The organism is Gammaproteobacteria bacterium (assembly GCA_013214945.1).
In the GTDB taxonomy this organism is placed as follows: Bacteria; Pseudomonadota; Gammaproteobacteria; order Enterobacterales; family Psychrobiaceae; genus Psychrobium.
In genome coordinates, this window is sequence record JABSRT010000006.1 from 16736 (window position 1) to 37569 (window position 20834).

The 20834-nt window shown below is 43.5% G+C and carries 18 protein-coding genes; 12 read left to right on the top strand and 6 right to left on the bottom strand.

Annotated elements, in window-relative coordinates; translation table 11 throughout:
• Window positions 1-3: 3 nt before the first annotated feature.
• A complete protein-coding gene (locus tag HRU23_05550; protein NRA53590.1) occupies window positions 4-297 on the bottom strand; it encodes a hypothetical protein in 294 nt (97 codons plus the stop codon).
• Between the two features lie 201 nt (window positions 298-498).
• Between HRU23_05550 and HRU23_05555 the strand changes: the two genes are divergently transcribed.
• Window positions 499-1122, top strand: coding sequence for a hypothetical protein (locus HRU23_05555; protein NRA53591.1), 624 nt, complete (start codon window positions 499-501; stop codon window positions 1120-1122).
• Window position 1123: 1 nt separating this feature from the next.
• Here HRU23_05555 and HRU23_05560 read toward each other — a convergent pair whose 3' ends face one another.
• The 3 genes from HRU23_05560 to HRU23_05570 form a co-directional block, all read right to left on the bottom strand.
• Window positions 1124-2032 (bottom strand): EamA family transporter, encoded by a 909-nt coding sequence (locus HRU23_05560; GenBank protein NRA53592.1) that lies wholly within the window; start codon window positions 2030-2032, stop codon window positions 1124-1126.
• Between the two features lie 258 nt (window positions 2033-2290).
• Window positions 2291-3880, bottom strand: a complete 1590-nt coding sequence (glpD, locus tag HRU23_05565; GenBank protein NRA53593.1) for a glycerol-3-phosphate dehydrogenase — start codon at window positions 3878-3880, stop codon at window positions 2291-2293.
• Between the two features lie 261 nt (window positions 3881-4141).
• Window positions 4142-4900 carry a DeoR/GlpR family transcriptional regulator gene (locus HRU23_05570; protein NRA53594.1) on the bottom strand — a complete coding sequence of 253 codons (759 nt, stop codon included), beginning with the start codon at window positions 4898-4900 and terminating at the stop codon, window positions 4142-4144.
• 347 nt (window positions 4901-5247) lie between these two features.
• On the opposite strand from HRU23_05570, the gene glpK reads away from it, so the two are divergent.
• Window positions 5248-6729, top strand: coding sequence for a glycerol kinase GlpK (gene glpK / locus HRU23_05575; GenBank protein NRA53595.1), 1482 nt, complete (start codon window positions 5248-5250; stop codon window positions 6727-6729).
• Window positions 6730-6754: 25 nt separating this feature from the next.
• Here glpK and HRU23_05580 read toward each other — a convergent pair whose 3' ends face one another.
• Window positions 6755-8638, bottom strand: coding sequence for a sigma-54-dependent Fis family transcriptional regulator (locus HRU23_05580; protein ID NRA53596.1), 1884 nt, complete (start codon window positions 8636-8638; stop codon window positions 6755-6757).
• A 549-nt stretch (window positions 8639-9187) separates the two neighbouring features.
• Here HRU23_05580 and HRU23_05585 point away from each other — a divergent pair.
• The 6 genes from HRU23_05585 to HRU23_05610 all read left to right on the top strand — a co-directional run bounded on the left by HRU23_05585 (window position 9188) and on the right by HRU23_05610 (window position 15338).
• Entirely contained in the window at window positions 9188-10276 is a 1089-nt protein-coding gene (locus tag HRU23_05585) for an ABC transporter ATP-binding protein (protein ID NRA53597.1), read from the top strand.
• A gap of 7 nt (window positions 10277-10283) precedes the next feature.
• The gene (locus tag HRU23_05590; protein NRA53598.1) at window positions 10284-11405 is read left to right on the top strand and encodes an ABC transporter ATP-binding protein; all 1122 of its coding nucleotides are present in this window, start codon (window positions 10284-10286) and stop codon (window positions 11403-11405) included.
• The gene (locus tag HRU23_05595; GenBank protein ID NRA53599.1) at window positions 11398-12264 is read left to right on the top strand and encodes a sugar ABC transporter permease; all 867 of its coding nucleotides are present in this window, start codon (window positions 11398-11400) and stop codon (window positions 12262-12264) included. Before HRU23_05590 ends, HRU23_05595 begins: the two co-directional genes overlap by 8 nt.
• Before the next feature lie 10 nt (window positions 12265-12274).
• Entirely contained in the window at window positions 12275-13078 is an 804-nt protein-coding gene (locus tag HRU23_05600; protein ID NRA53600.1) for a carbohydrate ABC transporter permease, read from the top strand.
• Between the two features lie 34 nt (window positions 13079-13112).
• Window positions 13113-13385, top strand: a complete 273-nt coding sequence (locus tag HRU23_05605; GenBank protein NRA53601.1) for a DUF2160 domain-containing protein — start codon at window positions 13113-13115, stop codon at window positions 13383-13385.
• A gap of 207 nt (window positions 13386-13592) precedes the next feature.
• On the top strand, window positions 13593-15338 hold the full coding sequence (locus HRU23_05610; GenBank protein NRA53602.1) for a carbohydrate ABC transporter substrate-binding protein: 1746 nt from the start codon (window positions 13593-13595) through the stop codon (window positions 15336-15338).
• Window positions 15339-15571: 233 nt separating this feature from the next.
• Here the strand turns inward: HRU23_05610 and HRU23_05615 are convergent, their stop codons facing one another.
• The gene (locus tag HRU23_05615) at window positions 15572-16705 is read right to left on the bottom strand and encodes a Gfo/Idh/MocA family oxidoreductase (GenBank protein NRA53603.1); all 1134 of its coding nucleotides are present in this window, start codon (window positions 16703-16705) and stop codon (window positions 15572-15574) included.
• Window positions 16706-17226: 521 nt separating this feature from the next.
• Here HRU23_05615 and HRU23_05620 point away from each other — a divergent pair.
• The 4 genes from HRU23_05620 to HRU23_05635 all read left to right on the top strand — a co-directional run bounded on the left by HRU23_05620 (window position 17227) and on the right by HRU23_05635 (window position 20825).
• Complete coding sequence (locus HRU23_05620; GenBank protein NRA53604.1) at window positions 17227-18078, top strand: MurR/RpiR family transcriptional regulator; 852 nt, start codon at window positions 17227-17229, stop codon at window positions 18076-18078.
• Window positions 18079-18089: 11 nt separating this feature from the next.
• Complete coding sequence (iolB, locus tag HRU23_05625) at window positions 18090-18899, top strand: 5-deoxy-glucuronate isomerase (protein NRA53605.1); 810 nt, start codon at window positions 18090-18092, stop codon at window positions 18897-18899.
• Between the two features lies 1 nt (window position 18900).
• Complete coding sequence (gene iolG / locus HRU23_05630; protein NRA53606.1) at window positions 18901-19905, top strand: inositol 2-dehydrogenase; 1005 nt, start codon at window positions 18901-18903, stop codon at window positions 19903-19905.
• A 179-nt stretch (window positions 19906-20084) separates the two neighbouring features.
• A complete protein-coding gene (locus tag HRU23_05635) occupies window positions 20085-20825 on the top strand; it encodes a sulfite exporter TauE/SafE family protein (GenBank protein NRA53607.1) in 741 nt (246 codons plus the stop codon).
• Window positions 20826-20834: the final 9 nt, after the last annotated feature.

The window sequence follows — 20834 nt, forward strand, 5'->3', positions numbered from 1 at the left end:
AAGTTAGATATTACAAAAGACAGGAGGTGAGCGAGCCCGGGGAGGTGTAAAGGAGCCAACGTAAACATCAAATAGGCCCGTGGCAAAAATACAGTTGGCTAATGTTGTTATTGGTAAGGTCAACGATTTGGCAATTAATGCCGAATTAATGGTGTCATATAACGCGCAATGGTGTTTCTCATCAGCCTGATGGGCTAATTCAGCTTGGTGCATCAGCGACAGCGCGCTTAGCCCTAAAATAAGTGCTAAAAGTCCTGAAAGCCAAAATTTTTGAGTTGTAAGGCTGTGAAAAGGCATTTTAGTAATACGCTATGAACAATGTGTTATAATATAACATTACGTCTATTATTATATCAATTATATTTAGCTTCAACATGGGCAATCTGTGATCTCGCCACTGAGACGCGAAACAAGGCACGAGCGATATTACCTAAGCGATTGATGCCGTATAATGTACTTTATAGTCAAACTCTTATTTCGTTACAGTTAGGTTTTATCATGAATTATATTGTTAGGTTAATAACCCTTTTCTCTTTTGCTGCTATCAGCGGCTGCGCCACGGTTGATACTCGAATCGAAAATTCGAATGGCTCATTAGAGGTCTATTTAACACCTTACTTAAACAGTGAGTTTAAGCAGGTTAATGCCACGTTTACTACGAACAAGTCAAAAGAGCTGGTATTTAGAGTGTTAGCAAGTCTAGAGCTAACCACGCAGTGGCTTGAGGAAATAGAAAAAATTGAAACTCTTACCATTTATAACCACAGCCAGTTTTTATTACGAACCTTAATAAATAGCCCCTGGCCGTTTAAACCGCGCGAACTTGTTAGCTGTGTTAATACTTCATTTGAGCCAAACGTCACGACCATCGAGGTAACCTCGTGCAGTGAGCGCTGGCCGTTAACTGATAAGTATGTGCGGGTTAGTGATGTAACATCACGTTGGGTGATCACCGCTACTTCAGAGTCGGCCTCGAAGGTAAGTTATCAAACATGGCTCGATCCTAAAGGACTGGTACCGGTGTTTTTCTTTAATCAGCAACTTAAAAAGAGCACCGAACAGTCACTGACAAAATTACAAAAAATTATCGTCAGTGCAACGCTTGAGCAATTTGCCTATTAATTTATCTATTAGCCTTAGTCTTAGTGATTAAGCTACTTTGCTGGCGGCTTAGTAGATAAGCCGCACTTATTACTAATACTCCGCCCGCTGCCATTCTTAAACTGACCGATTCACCGATTAAACTCACAGCGACTAATACCGCAACGATGGGCTCGAGCGACGACAAGGTTGAGGCGTCTGCAGCACCGATCTTGGGCGAGCCACTAATAAAAGTGACGATAGGTAAGATTGTGCAAATAAACGCTAAACCAACCATAGCCGCCCAGCCATTAATACTTTGTGGCAACGTGACGGTTTGCACTAAAACCACCATGATAAAAGTGAGCAATCCACCGAGTAAAATAGCGCCAGCCGACGCTAAAGGATCTTGTGGCTGGGTATGATGAGAACCATAAATAATTGCTGAGCCATAACTTAAAGCAGCAAACAACGCCCAAGCTATGCCGCTAACATCGCCTTGCAATTGACCATCTGTTGCGAGAAATACCCCACACAGTGCCAATAACATGCTGCCAATTTTGGTTTTGGTCGCCTTTTCTTTAAGCCAGATTATTGAATACAAAGTGACAAACGCAGGAAAGCTGAACATTAAAATTATCGCTAAACTGACCGATGCTGATTGGCTGGCGCTGTAATAGCCTAAACCGGCGCCAGCATAACCAACCCCAATCAATAAAGATTGCACCAATAATCGTCCGCGAGGCAGTTTAATCCCTCTAATTTTTAATAGAGCCAACATCAAGATAATCGCAATGCTAAAACGAGCAATTAACACGCCTAGGGTGTTGGCACCGTCAGCATAGATAAAATGAGCAAAAAAAGGCTGGATGCCATAACAAACTGCGGCTATTAACACCAAGGTATAACCGTTGTTGGATTTTTCGTTAGCAGTAACAGTGATGTCAGACATGCTTTCCCTAGACGTGAGGTGACAGTAATACCAATTGCCGATTATATCGCTTAAAAATAGAAACTCTGGACTAATTACGACTGTTTTATCAGAGATTAGCGTCATGTTGAGCATCGTATCGAGAAGGCGTAGATTAAGGTGTAAAGAAAACGAAGAGCAGGTCTAGCGAGCTAGTATTAAGATTGATTCATCGTAGTTACAACCTAGGTTTAAGGCAGCTGATTAACGCTGCCTTAAACCTAATCCAATACTGTAAGTTTAGGCGTAAGAATTTTGGGTTTGAGATTGAGGTAGAGGTAGAGTTTGTTCATCAGCGAACTCTAGCAGGCTATTGTCACTGACTGCTGCTTTTTTTTTAGTACTAAATTCAGTGATAAATTGAGCTAAAACGGTTTGTTCTTGCTGGGTTAGTAATAAACCAAGTTTGGTTCGACGCCAAATGATGTCTGCTAGATCAATTGCCCATTCTTGATTGATTAAATACTCAACCTCACGTTGATACAGCCCTGCGCCAAAATGCTGGCCCATTTGTTCAAGCGAATTGATGTCGATGCAGATATCGTGGCTCAAAGTACCGTAAGAACGGGCTAAGCGTTTGGTTAACGAGTGTGGTAACCAGCAATACTGGCGTTGCAGGCTCGCTTGCAAGTTATGGAGGTTGTTAAAATTACCACCGGGCAAGCAAACATCGGCGGTCCAATCGCCGCCAGCTGTAGGAAAGTTGCCAATAATGCCATTTACTGCTGCTTCTGAAAGTTTACGGTAGGTGGTTATTTTACCACCAAATACCGACAGTAAAGGTGCTTGCCCGACGGGCTGATCAACCTCAAAGGTATAATCACGGGTCACCGCCGAGGGAGAATCAGATTCGTCATCGAGCAGCGGGCGGACCCCGGCATATGAAGCAACAATGTCTAGTTCGCAAATTTTATGATTAAAATGATCGTTAACCACTTCAATTAAATACTGGGTTTCTTGCTCTGAAATACAGGCCGCTGCTGGGTCGCCAAAATGCTCAACGTCGGTGGTACCTATTAATGAAAAATGCTCTTCATAAGGAATAACAAACACAATACGGTTGTCTTCATTTTGTAAAATATAGGCTTGAGACTCGGTATGGATCCGCGGCACGATGATATGGCTACCTTTGATCAGGCGGATTTTTTTCGGTGACTTTATTGGTAAAGCATCATCGAATAAACTGGTCACCCAAGGGCCCGCCGCATTGACCAATACTTTAGCGGTGATAATTTGCTGCTCGCCGTTGTCTTTATTTGCCAGCGTTACCTGCCATTTACCATCGACCCTTTTTGCATCAATGCAACGGGTGTGCGTTAAAATGCTGGCGCCTTTGTCGCGCGCTCCGATGGCGTTTAATACCACTAAGCGAGCATCGTCGACTGAAGCGTCTGAATATTCGAAACCACGAGTTATCTTGCTAATAACCGGGCTGTTATCGTCAAATTTTATGGCGTGTGAGCCTTTTAATGTGGCGCGTTTGGCTAGGTTGTCATACAGAAAAAGACCCGCTCTAATCATCCATGCAGGACGTAAATGTGGTCGATGCGGCAATCTGAAGCGCAATGGTTGAATAATATGCGGCGCCTTTTTTAGTAGCACTTCACGCTCGGCTAGCGCTTCACGCACTAATCTAAATTCATAATATTCAAGATAGCGTAAACCACCGTGGATTAATTTACTGCTGTTCGACGAGGTTGACGAAGCAAGGTCGTTCATTTCGCAAAGAATAACACTTAACCCTCTGCCAGCGGCATCTAGGGCAATGCCCGTGCCATTAACACCGCCACCGATCACCAGTAAATCAACATCACTGCGTTTCATACTTATTGCTCCTGCTTAGGGTCGCCAAAGATCGAACGTCGATCGCATTTGACTATTATTTGATAAATGAACGATTACTTTTAGTACAATACCCGTGAGAATGGTCAAGATCAAACAATTTCGATCAGAAACGAACATTGATGGGCATGTTGAGGCGCGTTAGTTGAGTATTACGAGTAAAGGGCAGATGTGAAATAGAGAGCTTATTGGTGATGGTTTTACACCAGTTTTGACCGTCAAGCGCAGGGCGTGGCGGCCAATTGATGGTTAAACTAGGTGTAAGTGAACTTGGTGTTCGCTGAGAATTTGGGTAATAGCCTTTGGTGGCTGCGCATCGGTAAAGAAATGATCGGCTTGGCTGATATTGCCTAATCGTACCATCGCGTTACGGCCAAACTTAGAATGATCTGCTGCGAGTAATACTTGACGGGAGTTGGCAATAATTGCCTGAGCTACCCGCACTTCACGATAATCGAAATCAAGCAATGAACCTTCGCTGTCGATGCCACTGATGCCGATGATGCCAAAGTCCATCCGAAAGTTCTTGATGAACTCTTCGGTTGCTTCGCCAATAACTCCGCCATCGCGCTCTCTGACCTCACCGCCAGCTATCACGACAGAAAAGTCGGCTTTAGCGCCTAAGATCATTGCAACATGGAGGTTATTGGTGACTATCTTTAAATCTTTGTGGCTTAATAAGGCCTTGGCGATAGTCTCTGTCGTGGTGCCGATATTAATAAAAAGTGACGCGCCATCAGGGATCATCTGCACCAGTTGCGCGGCAATTTTCTCTTTGGCCGTCAATTCCATTATTTTTCTGGTTTGGTAATCAGTATTGACGGTACTCGATTCAATACCAGCACCACCGTGGTGGCGATTGATCTTTTTGGTCTTGGCCAAGTGATTGAGATCGCGACGGATAGTTTGAGGCGTAACCTGGAAATGGGCGACTAGTTCATCAATTGAGGCAAAGCCGTTACGATGGATCTGCGCTAAAATTAATGTCTGACGTTGTTGCTGGGTCATGTTGATTACGCTGCTCTGATCAAAGGCTAGTTGCCTTTGTTATGATAATTAAACGAAATTTCATTATATACTCAAACTCTTTGAAAGTGCATGATTAAGCGGCAATAAATATCTTAATGACTAGTACTTAGTTTGCTCTTGTACTGGGCTGCTGTGATCGTTTTAGGGACTAGCGCTGGCTTAGTTGTTGTTTTTTAGTCCGGATATGCGGTAATTATGTTGATAAAAACAGCGAAAATTTGGACATATGTTTGTGATCTGCATTTATTTTATATAAAGTGAACCGAAACGAACAATAAAGAATCTATGGCGATTAACAACTCGTCTTAACGAAAAGTGGATCTAGAATGACTGATTTTATTTTGGCGATTGACCAAGGCACGACCAGCTCTCGGGCTATTTTATTTAATTCTCAGGGGCAAAGTCAGCACAGTGCCCAACAAGAATTTGAGCAGCACTTTCCCAACGATGGCTGGGTTGAGCATGAGCCGAGCGAACTTTGGCAGACAACCTTAAAGACTTGCCGTGAAGTGATTAAAAAATTGGATTTGGGCCAAGATAACATTCGTGCGATTGGCATTACCAACCAGCGAGAAACGACCATTGTATGGGATCGTAAAACTGGTGAACCGGTTTACCGTGCCATCGTGTGGCAAGACAGACGTACCAGTCAATACTGTCAACAATTGCAGTCAGACGGTTTTGAGTCGATGGTTAGTGACAAAACTGGTTTGCTGATAGATCCTTATTTTTCGGCCACTAAATTACGTTGGATCCTTGATGAAATACCAGGGGTTAGAGCACGGGCCGAACGCGGTGAACTGGCGTTTGGCACGGTCGACAGTTTTTTACTGTGGCAACTAACGGCTGGGCGTGAGCACCGAACAGACGCAACTAATGCCTCAAGAACCATGCTGTTTAATATTCATCAGCAGCAATGGGACGAAGAGTTGTTAGAGTTGTTTGACATTCCGCGCTCTTTATTACCGCAAGTGATGGATTCTGCCGATGATTTTGGTCATTGTGAGGCGAGCCTATTAGGCTGTGAAATTCCGATTCTTGGCATGGCTGGCGATCAGCAAGCCGCCTTATTTGGCCAAACATGTTTTGATGAAGGCATGGCCAAAAGTACCTATGGGACCGGTTGCTTTATGATGCTCAATACGGGAAACCGGGCATTAAAGTCGCAAAACCGCCTATTGACCACAGTCGCTTATCGTTTAAAGGGACAAACAACCTATGCACTTGAAGGCAGTATTTTTGTCGCGGGCGCTACGGTGCAATGGTTGCGAGATGGTTTGCATTTAATTAACAGTGCATCTGAAACCGAACCTTTGGCGTGCCAAACATCAGCCGATCATGGGGTTTATATGGTGCCTGCATTTACTGGGTTGGGGGCACCTTATTGGGATCCTAATGCGCGGGGTGCTATTTTCGGTTTAACCCGTGATACGGGTATTAAAGAAATTGTTACAGCTGGTCTGCAAGCGGTATGTTATCAAACCAAAGATTTGCAAAAAGCAATGGAAAATGACGGCGAACGTCCAGTCGCATTGCGGGTTGATGGTGGCATGGTCGCCAATAATTGGTTAATGCAGTTTTTATCTGACATTCTGGGGGCCACGGTTGACCGACCGCAAATTACCGAAACCACTGCTCTCGGCGCCGCTTATTTAGCTGGCTTACAAGCCGGAATATTCGAATCATTGCCTGCACTGCAAACATTGTGGCAACGAGAGCGACGGTTTGAGCCAGTGATCGACAAAACCAGTCGTGACAAATATTATGAGGGTTGGTTACACGCGGTACGTCGAGTTCAGTGTGAATAGGTAAGGAGCTTATTTAGCTTCACTTTTAGCGAATACCTTGTTGTTTTAGCCGTTTATACAAGGTATTTCGACTAATATTAAGCGCACGCGCTATTTTAGATATATTGCCTTTATGTTGATTATAAATTTGGTGTAACTCGAGTTCACTATTATTAATGTTGTTGCTTGCTCGGTGATTTTCTTCGTTGTTATCCGTTGAAATGATTGCAATAGGATTGGTTTGCTGTTGATTGCTTTGCTTAAGATCATCAAAAAAATCATCGGGTAAGTGCCAAGGTTGAATCATGCTTTGATCCGCCATTGCTTGAGCTATTTTAATCACGCTGACCAGTTGGCGTATATTGCCCGGCCATGGATGGCTGATAAATAGATTTAACACTTCATCGCTCAGCTGATTACAGTGGACGCTATTGCTGTGCAGTTGATTTATTTGTGTAAATAACTGCCGGCGGTCGCTTCGCTCTCGCAGCGGTGGCAGCTCGAGATTAAGACCACTGACTCGGTAATAAAGATCTTGGCGAAACAATCCTTGTTCAATATCGTGTTTTAGACTGCGGTGAGTCGCTGAAATAAGCTTAATATCAACTGGATAACTTTCGGTTGAACCCAGTGGCGTTACTTTTCGTTCTTGCAGTACACGCAGCAAGCGACTTTGCACTTTTAATGGCATATCGCCGATTTCATCGAGAAACAGCGTCCCCCGGTGCGCTTTGCGGATAAAGCCAATCGCGCCCTTATTGTTGGCGCCGGTAAAAGCGCCTTTTTCATAACCAAATAGCTCGGACTCAACCAATTCGCTTGGAATAGCGGCGCAATTAACCGCCACTAGCAGGTGATTTTTACGCTGGCTATAGTTATGCAGTCCCTTAACAAATACTTCTTTGCCAACCCCGGTTTCACCATGAATTAAGATTGGAATGTCTTTATCGATCAGCCGCTGGGCTTGTTCTATGCAACGACTGATTTTTGGATCGCCAAAGCTAAATTGCTCAAGACTGATGTAATCACTGTTAGTTGGGTTTGCTTTGGCCTGCAAGTTACTTGGTTGGCGAAAATCGACTGCCTCGATAGTCGACTGCGACGGACGCTTTATTAAGCCATGCATTTGATATTTGTCTAAGGCTCGCAGAGTAATGGGCAGTTGCTCGGGGCTGTTTTTCAATTCTGGCAAACTGCGATCGAACACATCGGTAATATTAACTAATGCTAAATCATAACAAAGCAATAACTCGGCCCGACGATTGGCTGAAATAATGGTGCCATGTTCGTTAAATACCACTAAGCCAGACCATTGGCTGTCGAGGTTGTCGAGGTTGCTATTAAAAGTTAATAAAAAATTGTCAGCACAAAATTTGTTGATAATTAATCTATTTTCAATGCTTTGTGACATTAATTTCACCAAACCAAGGGTGTGCGCTTGTGGTAAGTAAGCATCGCTTGAGATATCAAGCACACCAAGCAGGGTGCGGTTTGCGTCAAAAATAGGGGCGGCAGAACCAATCATAAAGCGGTTAGCTTTAAGAAAATGATCGTCTCGTAATACTTGCACGGCTTCGCCACTGGCTAGTGCTGTGCCAATTGCGTTGGTACCATTGTTTTGTTCTCGCCAGTCAACCCCTTTAGCAAAGGCTGCTTGATGAGTCGAACCAATAAAACGCTGATCGCCCCAGCTATTTAATGCGTGACCGTGATTATCGGCTAGCACAATTAAACACTCGGTATTGGCGAGAATATTTTGATAATAAGGTAATACCTCGGTGCCAGTAGTTTGCACCAAGCTGCTGTACTGCTCGTCGAGGTTGAGTTGATCGCTTTGACTTAAGCGTTGCAAAGAAGGTTTACTCGACGGATCTAATCCCAAGCGCTGGCAGCGTTGCCACGATTGTTTAATAATTTGATCGTTACTCATTAACCTTCCTTGCTACTACTGGATATTTTTGATCCGTCAGACAAAATGCAATCGTGCAACATTCATTACTTACCTACTCGATTACAGCTACTTTGCTGATGAATAATGAGCATGTTCGAATCATTCGTCAACGTTCCATTAACATATTAGCTGCTAAAAACGACAAACACTGGTGGTTCATAGATGTTTTTTATAGAAATAACAGTGTGTTGTGGTTTTGTTTGTTGGTTGAATAAATGTTTGTCGTTGTTGTTTGTTATGAGCTGTTCAACAAAGATTGTTCAATATGAACAATTAAACTGTTCACTAGCGTTAAAAAATGAACAGATTGAACAAGTTGTTCAATCTGTTCAGCCAAACATCGCGGAACAGCAAAATTTTAATTTGGTTATTAATAACAACTGGTTACGTTAATTACTCTTGAGTTTGTTGGTTTTTTGTTAAATCGTGGTATGGCTGATGCATAGCTTAGAGCATTAGTAGAGGTTGTTTAGCAGTACGCTGAAAGTTTACTGACTATATAACGCCATAGTAGGAGAGAGGACGAAGATGTCACTTGTATTAGAGAATGTCGATCGTGTTGTTGATGGCCAAATTCATCTCGATAAGGTTAATCTCACATTAGAACCTGGGTCATTTAATGTATTGCTAGGCAGGACCTTAGCCGGTAAAACCTCATTAATGCGCTTAATGGCCGGGTTAGACAAACCGACCAATGGCCGGATATTAATGAACGGCGTAGATGTTACAGGTGTGCCGGTGCAACAGCGCAATATCTCGATGGTTTATCAGCAGTTTATCAATTATCCAAACCTAACCGTTTGGGAAAATATTGCCTCTCCGTTACGTATAGCCAAGGTAAAAGATTCAGAAATTGAGCGTCGAGTTAAAGAAACGGCCGACATTTTGCAAATTACCCCTTTTCTTAACCGTTATCCGTTGGAGCTATCGGGTGGTCAGCAGCAGCGTACATCAATGGCACGGGCCTTAGTTAAAGACGCCTGTGTGATCTTTTTCGATGAGCCCTTGGTTAACCTCGATTATAAGTTACGGGAAGAATTACGGGTTGAATTACGCGATTTGTTTAAAGAGCGTAATGCTATTGCCGTTTATGCCACCACCGAACCGAATGAAGCAATGGCACTTGGTGGCATCACGACCTTGCTGCACGAGGGGCGGGTGGTTCAGTCGGGGCCTGCTACTGCGGTTTATCGTCAACCTAAAAATATTGAAGCGGCCAAACTTTTCAGTGAGCCGACAATCAACCTTATACGCGGTCAGATTAAGGGCAGTGAAGTGACTTTTGATGAAGCGGTTCACTTTCCGCTTGATCATGATTTGCGTCAGCTCGACGAGGGCGAGTATTTCTTCGGGGTTTTACCGAGTCATATTGGCTTGGTACCGAAAAATGATGATGATTTGGAATTATCCATGCGGATGCAGTTGGCCGAAATTAGTGGCTCCGAAACCTTTATGCATGTGGTTAATGACCATTTTGAATTGGTGCTACAAGTACAAGGTGTGATTGGCTACCAGATCGGTGAACCAATTAAGGTTTATTTGCCAACCCACAAACTTTTTGTGTTTGATCTGGATGGCAATACGATTCAAACCCCTTCGCAACGTGTCATGAGGTAACTGACTAATGGCTGAAATACATTTGAAATCGCTGGCGCATAGCTACAGCTCAGATCCTAAAAACCCAGGTGATTACGCAATTCGCGCAATGGACCACGTCTGGGAACACGGTGGTGCTTATGCACTACTAGGTCCGTCGGGTTGTGGTAAAAGCACCATGCTTAATATTATGTCAGGGCTGCTATCTCCGTCAGAAGGGCAGGTATTGTTCGACGGCGTTGAGGTCAATAACGTGCCGCCGGAAGAGCGCAATATCGCTCAGGTTTTTCAGTTTCCGGTGATTTACGATTCAATGACCGTTTTTGACAATTTGGCCTTTCCACTGCGCAACATGAAAACCCCTGAAATTCAGGTGCAAAGCCGAGTGCAGGAAATTGCCGAGGTACTGGAATTAACCTCGTTGCTAAAACGCCGGGCCAGTAATTTAACCGCCGATGAAAAGCAAAAAGTATCGATGGGTCGAGGGTTGGTTCGTAGTGATGTTTCGGCGATATTATTCGATGAACCGTTAACGGTTATTGATCCGCAGTTGAAATGGAAATTGCGTCGCAAACTTAAAGAAATTCACAAACAGTTCAATATTACCATGGTTTATGTTACCCACGACCAATTAGAAGCCTCGACTTTCGCCGAAAAAATAGCGGTGATGTACGAGGGTAAAATTGTTCAATTTGGCAGCCCACGTGAATTGTTCGAGCGACCAAATCATGCCTTTGTTGGTTACTTTATTGGTAGTCCTGGGATGAATTTAATAGAAGTACAGCGTTGTGATGGTGGGGTCAGTTTCGGCAAAAGCACGGTTAATCTTGAGCCGAAATTATTGAGTTTGCTCGATAACATCAACAGCACCAATCTAAAAGTCGGGATTAGGCCTGAGTTTATCCATGTGTGGGACGAACCGACTGACGATGCTTATTGCTGTGACTTAATTGGGGTTGAAGATCTCGGCACCTACAAAATTTTACGCTTAAAACTTGAAGGCTGTGAACTCAAAGTCAGGATTGACGAAGATAGCCCCGTGCCTGCGGGCAAGGCTTATATTAGTTTTCCAGAGCAGTGGCTCAAGTTATACGTTGATGAATATCTGGTAGAAGCTGAGGTCGAATCGGAGGTATTAACTCATGAATAAGGTTCAAAATAACAAAGCATGGTTTTTGGTGCTGCCAGTATTTTTGTTGGTGGCATTCTCGGCCATCATTCCGATTATGACGGTGGTTAATTATTCAGTTCAAGATATCTTTGATCAAAACACCTCGTATTTTGTGGGTGCCGAATGGTATCGAGAAATGCTGCGCAGTCCTCGTTTACATGATTCTTTATTACGTCAGTTTACGTATTCGTTCTCGGTGCTGGCAATTGAAGTGCCGCTGGGCATAGCTGTGGCACTGATGATGCCAGCTAAAGGACGAATGGCATCTTTGTGTTTGATTTTGGTCGCTATTCCGTTGTTAATTCCTTGGAATGTGGTCGGCACTATTTGGCAGACCTTTAGCCGCGAAGATATCGGGTTGTTTGGTTGGTTGGTTAACTCAATAGGCATTGATTATAACTACGCCTCTAATCCGGGTGATGCTTGGTTTACCGTATTACTCATGGATGTGTGGCATTGGACATCATTGATTGCCTTGTTGTGTTATTCAGGTTTGCGGGCAATTCCCGAAGCTTTTTATCAGGCGGCGCGCATTGACCGGGCTTCGAAGTGGGCGGTCTTTCGCTACATTCAGTTACCACGTTTAAAAAATGTGTTGGTTATCGGGGTACTGCTGCGTTTCATGGACAGCTTTATGATTTATACCGAACCTTTCGTATTAACCGGTGGTGGCCCAGGCAACTCAACGACATTCCTTAGTCAGGCGCTAACGAAAATGGCAATTGGACAATTCGATCTTGGTCCTGCGGCGGCTTTTTCATTGATTTATTATTTAATCGTGTTGTTGGTCTGTTACCTGTTTTTCACCATTATTAATCAGCAAGATAACGCCAAATAAGGATTATGTCATGATAAACAAACGCAAAACACTCGGCATGACCGCTTACATTTTATTTCTGTTGGTGCCGATCTACTGGTTATTAAATATGTCATTTAAGCACAATGACGAAATTCTTGGCAGCTTGACCTTGTGGCCAAATAATTTCACCTTTGATAATTACATCGTCATATTTACCGATCCAAGTTGGTACATGGGTTATGTCAATTCGATGATTTATGTGTCGATGAATATGGTGATTACCTTAGTGGTGGCACTACCTGCTGCTTATGCTTTTAGTCGTTATCGCTTTGTAGGTGATAAACATTTGTTTTTCTGGTTGCTCACCAACCGGATGGCGCCGCCAGCGGTATTTTTACTACCATTTTTTCAACTGTACTCTTCAGTCGGTTTGTTCGATACCCACATTGCAGTCGCGCTAGCCCATTGCTTGTTCACTGTGCCATTAGCGGTCTGGATCCTTGAAGGCTTTATGTCTGGGGTACCACGTGAAGTCGATGAAACTGCCTACATTGACGGTTACGGTTTTGGTCGTTTCTTTATCCGAATTTTCTTGCCAATGATCCGTTCTGGCATCGGCACTACCGCGTTTTTCTGCTTTATGTTTTCGTGGGTAGAATTGCTATTGGCAAAAACCTTAACCTCGGTCGATGCCAAACCTATTTCAGCGATCATGACCAGAACCATTGGTGCCGCAGGCATTGATTGGGGCTTGTTATCCGCCGCCGGTATCTTAACCATTATCCCCGGTATCTTAGTGGTGTGGTTTGTCCGAAATCATGTGGCGAAGGGCTTTGCTCTGGGCCGAGTTTAATACAATTGGTAAAAATTGAGTTAGGAGAATAATCATGAGTTGGATGGCGTGGACCCCAATTACCGTTGCTTTTTTTAGTGTTATTGCCGTGATGTTATTAGCAATGACCATTTATGAAATTAAGGTGCCCTGTACCGAGCGCAAAGGATTTTTGCCGATTAGTACCACCCGTGGCGATCGATTTTTTATCGGTTTGCTGACCAGCGCTTACATTCACTTAGCCTTTTTAGCGGTTAGTGATATGACCTTGCTGATTCCGCTGGTCGTTTCCGCTATTTGGCTACCCGTAGTCTTGCGCTGGGGCTAATTTAGTTTCCAGTAATCTATTTAACTATATGGCGTTCTATTGGGCGCGATATGTTTAAAAGGCTCGATCAACTGCAGCGCTTTAAGTAATTAAAGTCAGCAAATTTGGTGGGCAATATAGGTCGGAAAATACCGACAAACGTGCTGTTAATATTTGGTGTTTGGAACAAATTGAGCAGCTAATTACAATCTAAGAATGAGATTTATGATGAAACAAAATAAACTAATGAAAGTCATATTGCTCGGGACAGCGATGTCTACTATCGGATTAAGCTGGTCAGCACTCGCAGATGAGTCGCTGACAGCAGCCAACAAATGGGTGGATCAAGAGTTTGCTATTTCAACCTTGACCAAACAACAGCAGATTGAAGAGTTAAAATGGTTCATTGAAGCGGCAAAACCGTTTAAAGGCATGACCATTAAAGTCGCGTCTGAAACTATTGCTACTCATACTTATGAATCTAAAGTCTTAGCCAAAGCCTTTGAAGAAATTACCGGGATTAAGGTAATTCATGATTTAATTCAAGAAGGCGATGTGGTTGAAAAACTGCAAACACAAATGCAGTCAGGTCGTAATATTTACGATGCTTATATTAACGACTCAGATTTAATTGGTACTCACTTCCGTTACGGTAAAGTGGTGCCTATTTCCGATATGATTGCCAATGAAGCCAAGGACTACACCTTGCCAACGTTGGACCTAGAAGATTTTATCGGCTTAGATTTTACCACTGGTCCCGATGGCAAACTTTATCAATTGCCCGATCAGCAATTTGCTAATCTTTATTGGTTCCGTGCTGACTGGTTTGAGCGCGCTGATTTAAAGTCGCAATTTCTTGCTAAATACGGTTATGAGCTAGGAGTTCCAGTCAACTGGTCAGCTTATGAAGATATTGCCGATTTCTTTACTAATGAAGTGAAGAACATTGACGGCAAGCGAGTTTACGGTCACATGGATTATGGTAAAAAAGATCCGTCATTAGGCTGGCGCTTTACTGATGCTTGGTTCTCAATGGCCGGTGCGGGTGACAAAGGTTTACCAAACGGTTTACCCGTTGACGAATGGGGTATTCGCGTTGAAGGTTGTCGTCCGGCAGGTTCTAGCGTTTCACGCGGTGGTGCCACTAACGGACCTGCAGCAGTTTACGCTACCACTAAATATGTTGATTGGCTAAAAGCTTACGCGCCGCCACAAGCACAAGGCATGACGTTCTCAGAAGCAGGGCCTGTGCCGTCACAAGGCCATATTGCGCAACAGATTTTCTGGTATACCGCCTTTACGGCCAGTTTGATGGACAAAGGGTTGCCAGTAGTTAACGAAGATGGCACGCCGAAATGGCGCATGGCACCATCACCTAAAGGGCCATACTGGGAAGAAGGCATGAAGCTAGGTTACCAAGATACCGGCTCTTGGACCTTTATGAAGTCTACCCCTGAAAAACGTCGTTTAGCCGCTTGGTTATATGCTCAGTTTACGGTGTCTAAAACAGTTTCGCTGCAAAAGACCTTAGTCGGTTTAACGCCAATTCGTGAGTCTGACATTAACTCGCAAGCGATGACTGATGCCGCGCCGCAACTCGGTGGTTTGGTTGAGTTTTACCGTAGCCCAGCGCGTAAAAATTGGACACCGACTGGTACCAACGTCCCAGATTATCCAAAGTTAGCGCAGTTGTGGTGGCAAAATATCGCTGAAGCAGCCAGTGGTGAAAAAACACCACAGCAAGCACTAGATAGTTTAGCGGCCGCGCAAGACAAAGTGATGATGCGTTTAGAACGTGCCAATGTACAGGGCGAATGTGGTCCTAAGTTGAACGAAAAGCGCGATCGTAGCTACTGGTTAAACAAGCCTGGTTCACCAAAGGCTAAACTAGCCAATGAAAAGCCTCAGGGCGTAACCATTGCTTATGGCGACTTGCTAAAAAGCTGGACCGATGCTTCGTTAGTGAAGAAGTAATTAGCCTAGTAATTATTTAGAAAACAAAAAAAGCGCTGAAAACTGAGTTTTCAGCGCTTTTTTTGTTTACGACTACACGGACGTAGGAGGTAGAGCGAAGCATGGATGCCCGAGCCGACGACTACACGGACGTAGGAGGTAGAGCGAAGCATGGATGCCCGGCCAGACAAATCACCTCAAACTTATATGCTTATATTGAGTGCCGTCGTTTCGGACTCTACAGTCATTAAGGGCTAATCTTGCGGCTTAATGTCTACCCACTGACCTAAGCGATGAGACTCTTCTATGCAATCAACCACTAAGTTAACTTCATAAGCGGCTCTAAAGTCTGGCCAAATTGGGGTGTCATTGGCGATGCCTTCAATCAGGTCGCGCACTTCAACAATTTTTTGATCGTTATACCCTAAGCCATGACCAGCCGAAATACAAAAGTGCTTATAATCAGGATGTTCTGGGCCGATCAATATAGTTTTAAAGCCCTCGCGCGCGGTATCGCCGCCACGGGTAAATAGTTTTAACTCAGCTAAACGTTCTTGATCGAAAATAATGCTGCCTTTGGTGCCGGTAACTTCATAAGTAAGGCCCATTTTACGGCCGCAGGCAATGCGACTGCTTTCAAGTGTGCCGATGGCGCCGTTAGCGAATCGGACCATTGCATGGGCTTGGTCTTCATTTTCAACAATGCCAAATTCACCGGGTTTATCGGCAATCGGGCGTTCGGTGATCACGGTTTGCAAATCGCCATTAACCGCAGTGATATCACCGACTAAATATTGCGCCATATTAATGATATGAGAGCCCATGTCACCTAAGGTACCAGAACCAGAAAACTCACGCTTTAAGCGCCAGTTAAACGGTGTTTTGGGGTCTGCGAGGTAGTCTTCATTGTGTGTGCCGCGAAAATGTACCACATCGCCAATTTCACCATTGGCGATAATCTCTTTGGCTAACTGACTGGCAGGGTTTTTAACGTAGTTAAAGCCGACCAGTGTTTTAACTCCTGCTAATTCTGCAGCTAGAGTCATTTCGAGCGCGTCTTGAGCATTAAGTGCTAAAGGTTTCTCTGAATAAACGTGTTTGCCAGCGGCAATTGCAGCTAGGGCCATTTCTTTATGCAGATAATTTGGCGAGCAAATATCAACGACATCGATGTTAGGATCATTCACTAACTCAAGCCAGTCACCAGTTGAACGGTTAAATCCTAGCTCAGTTGCTTTGGCTGCAGCGAGCTCGCTATTAACTTCTGCTAACATTTCACACTCAACCTTGGCACTTAACGGAAATACCGCGGGTACTGAACGTAAGGCAATTGCGTGGGCTTTGCCCATATAACCTGTGCCAATTAAACCAACTCTAATCGTTTTCATGTTATCTCCTTTATTAGTTAAGTGCTTTTTTTATTGAGTATGTTGTCGTGCTCTTTAGCGAGGGCAATTGCTACTTCACCCATAACCCATATAATTTAGAATATAAATTCCAAGTAATCAATGGTTGAAACTAAATAATTATTATAGGCGATGCGACTATGTCGAAACTTGGATCTGATCGTAGTTGTTTTTGTTTGATAACAAAGCAATAGTGCGTTGGCTAGCCCGATTAAAACCTGATGTTCGGCCGATCTAAAGCGATATTTTATTGAGATGGAACGGTTATCAATTGCTATTGCTGGCGTATTTTTAGATTAGATCTGCTTAAAAAATATATAAATTCTGTTGACACAAAAATGACTACGTGGTCTTCTATTGCTCTGGAACGTATATTCCAAATTAGCAATGGGTGAAGAATATATTCTTTTTCTTGTTGTGTTTGTGATAATAAAAGCTCCGCTTAATCAATAAACTGGGGTAGCAACGAACGTTTAGTAATGATTCTACGTTAGGGACGGATAATGGGTTCGACAGGTCAAGCAATAGCATTAGAGCAGTTAAATGCACAAATTACTGAAAAATTTAGTGAATTGAGTAAGCGATTACAGCAAGTTGCTCGCTATGTGTTAGACAGCCCAAACGAAATCGCTTTTGGTACCGTGGCGGTGATAGCTAAAAGCGCTAATGTTCACCCATCGACCTTGATTAGATTTTCCCATGCATTGGGTTTTTCTGGCTTTAGCGATATGCAGAAACTGTTTCAAAACAAACTGCTGCAAGAGTCCCCTAATTATGAAGAGCGGATCAAGTTAATAAAAGGTGATAGTAGTTTAGCGGGTGAACATGCTGGCATTACATTGTTGGAGCAATTTAGTTTAGCCAACAGCCAAGCGTTAAACACCTTAAAAAATACCATTAGCCAACAGGATCTCGAGCAGGCAAGAACAATATTAGCTAGCGCTGACTCGATTCATGTTAAAGCAGTGGGCCGTTCGTACCCAATAGCCTACTATATGGCTTATTTGTTTAATCATATCAATCTACGCTGCTTTCTATTAGATGGAGTTGGCGGTATGCATCAAGAGCATTTAATTCGCGAACAAGATGCGGTGATTGTTATTAGTTTTTATCCTTATGCGGATGAGTCGCAACAGACAATTGATAACGCTGCTGCGCGGGGAAATCCAGTAATTGTATTTACCGACAGTTTACTTAGCCCTTTAGCTAAAGTCGCTGCGGTTTGTTTTGTGGTAAAAGAAGCGGAGGTTCATTCGTTTCGTTCGTTAACCTCAACGATGTGCTTAGTGCAATCGTTGGCAATTAGCTTAGCTCATCAGTTAACTACTAAAGAAAACCCTGCTAGGGTGAATTAAAGGTACTTTCTATGTCTTACTTACACAGCCGCCCGCGCAACGTTGATGATGCGGGCTGTATCCAAAAAATTACTCCACAATCAGCTGATTGGGAATATATTACTTTTGAAGTGCATCAGCTAGCAGCGGGTGAAACGAAAAAATTTGCCAGCAGTGACCTTGAAACTTGCATGGTCATTGTTAGTGGTTTAGCTGATGTTAAAACCGCAGAGCAATCATGGAGCAACATTGGTGAGCGGATGTCGGTTTTCGAACGCAAAGCACCGTATAGCGTTTACACCCCACCGGGTGACGAGATTACCGTGACTGCTAATACCGCGCTTGAAGTGGCTATTTGTCAAGCGCCGGGTACGGGCAAGTATCCAACGCGGTTGATTAAACCTGAAGATTGTAGCTATGAAACCCGTGGTACTGGCACTAATCAACGACATGTTTGCAATATTTTATTTGCTAATTTAGATGCTGATAAATTACTGGTAGTTGAAGTGATTACACCTGACGGTAACTGGTCAAGTTACCCGCCGCACAAACACGACAGTGATAATTTACCGCTAGAAAGCTCGTTAGAGGAAACATATTTCCATAAACTTAATCCTGAACAGGGTTTTGCATTTCAACGAGTTTATACCGACGATCGCAGCATTGACGAAACAATTTCAGTTGAGAATAATTCAGTGGTAATGGTGCCAGAGGGCTATCACCCTGTTGGCACACCACATGGTTATGATCTGTATTATTTAAATGTTATGGCCGGACCGACCCGTGAATGGGTCTTTAATAATGACCCTGATCACGAATGGATTATCAACAAGGATAAATAACATGATTAACTTTGCACTATTAGGCGCAGGACGTATTGGCACCATGCACGCAGGTATTATTGCTGCGTCATCACAAGCTAATTTGGCGTATGTTTACGATACTTATCAGCCAGCTTCTCAAGAGTTAGCCCAAAAATATCAAGCGGTATCAGTTGAGTCGATTGAACAAATTTTGGCAGACGACAGCATTGATGCGTTGCTGATAGCGACTAGCACAGATACTCACGTGGAGTTAATTGCCAAAGGTGCGCTAGCCGGCAAAGCAATTTTCTGTGAAAAGCCGATTGATCTAAGCACCGATTTAGTTCGTCAATGTTGGGACAAAATTAAAGATTGTCAGGTACCGATTCAAATTGGCTTTAATCGCCGCTTTGATCCAACCCATGCCGGATTACAGCAACAGCTGAGCCAAGGTGAAGTTGGCAAACTAGAACAGCTTATTATTACCAGTCGTGATCCCGCAATGGCACCCGCTGAATATTTACGTCATTCTGGTGGTATTTTCCGTGACATGATCATTCATGATTTTGACATGTTTCGTTTTATCACTGGGGAAGAAGCGACCGAAATTCATGCGGTTGGCAGTATCTTAATTGATCCAGATTTAGCCGAAATTGGCGATGTTGATAGCGTGATGTTAACGCTTAAAACCGCTTCGGGTAAGCTATGTCATATCAATGGTGCCAGACGTTGTGTTTACGGGTACGATCAGCGTATTGAAGCCTTTGGCAGTGCGGGCATGTTGCAGTCAAATAACCCGCGTCCGAACAGTGTTAGCAAATCAACGGCCGACAATACCGATAGTCAAAGCGTGTTAAATCCATTCTTTATTGAACGTTATGAAGCGGCTTACCGTGCCCAGTTTGATAGCTTTGTTGATGCGGTAAAAAATAACACACCAACCTCGCCATCATTTGTTGATGGCATGAAAGCGCAGATAATGGCCGATGCAGCGCAGCAATCACTAGTTAGTGGTCTGCCAGTGAAGCTTGATTGGTCTGTATAGCCTAAAACCCCTCGTAGTAGCTCGCAACTGTTGGTCTAAGTTGCTTTGCCTCAATCAATTGATTGGGGCCTTTTTATGTTGGCATTACCCCCTTTTTATCTACGGTATAAATTAATATCAATTTGATTAATAAAGTGATTATCTACTTACTGGAATTGATATAATGAGGAACTCGAGTTATGTTGATTACTGACCCATGGTTTTATATCACGGCTATTCCAGCCATTTTAATTTATGGCATCGGCAAAGGCGGTTTAGGTGGCGCATTAGGCATTATTGCGGTGCCGTTGATGGCGTTAACGGTTGACCCCTTGCAAGCGGCGGCTATTTTATTGCCAATTCTGTGTCTAATGGATATCTTTGCGGTTAAAATTCATTATCGTTACGCTGATTATCCGTTGCTTAAAGAGATGCTGCCGGGCGCTTTAGTTGGAATTTTTTTAGCCGGTATATTTCTTAGTGTGATACCCATCGCCGGTGTAAGCATGTTGATTGGTTTTTTGTCATTGGTCTTTTGCGTGCAATATGCCTTTTTAAAAAACGATAAACAAGCGATTGGTGGTGCATGGTTTTGGTGTATGCTCGGTGGTTTCTCTAGTACCACCATTCATGCTGGTGGCGGACCCGTTAGTATTTATTTACTGCCTAAAAAACTTGAAAAAGTCAGCTTAGTAGCGACAATGGCCGTATTGTTTGGGATCATGAATCTATTTAAACTGATCCCTTATGCGGCATTAGGCAGCTTTGACTCCACTAATTTGTTCACGGCGCTGGTATTAATGCCTCTTGCACCAGTCGGGGTCAAGCTCGGGGTGCTGTTACTACATAAAGTCGGCCAGTCGTTGATTTATCGGCTGTGTTATCTGTTTTTATTTCTGTCGGGGCTAAAATTGCTCAGCGATGGATTTTCTTCATGGTAAGGGAATTTA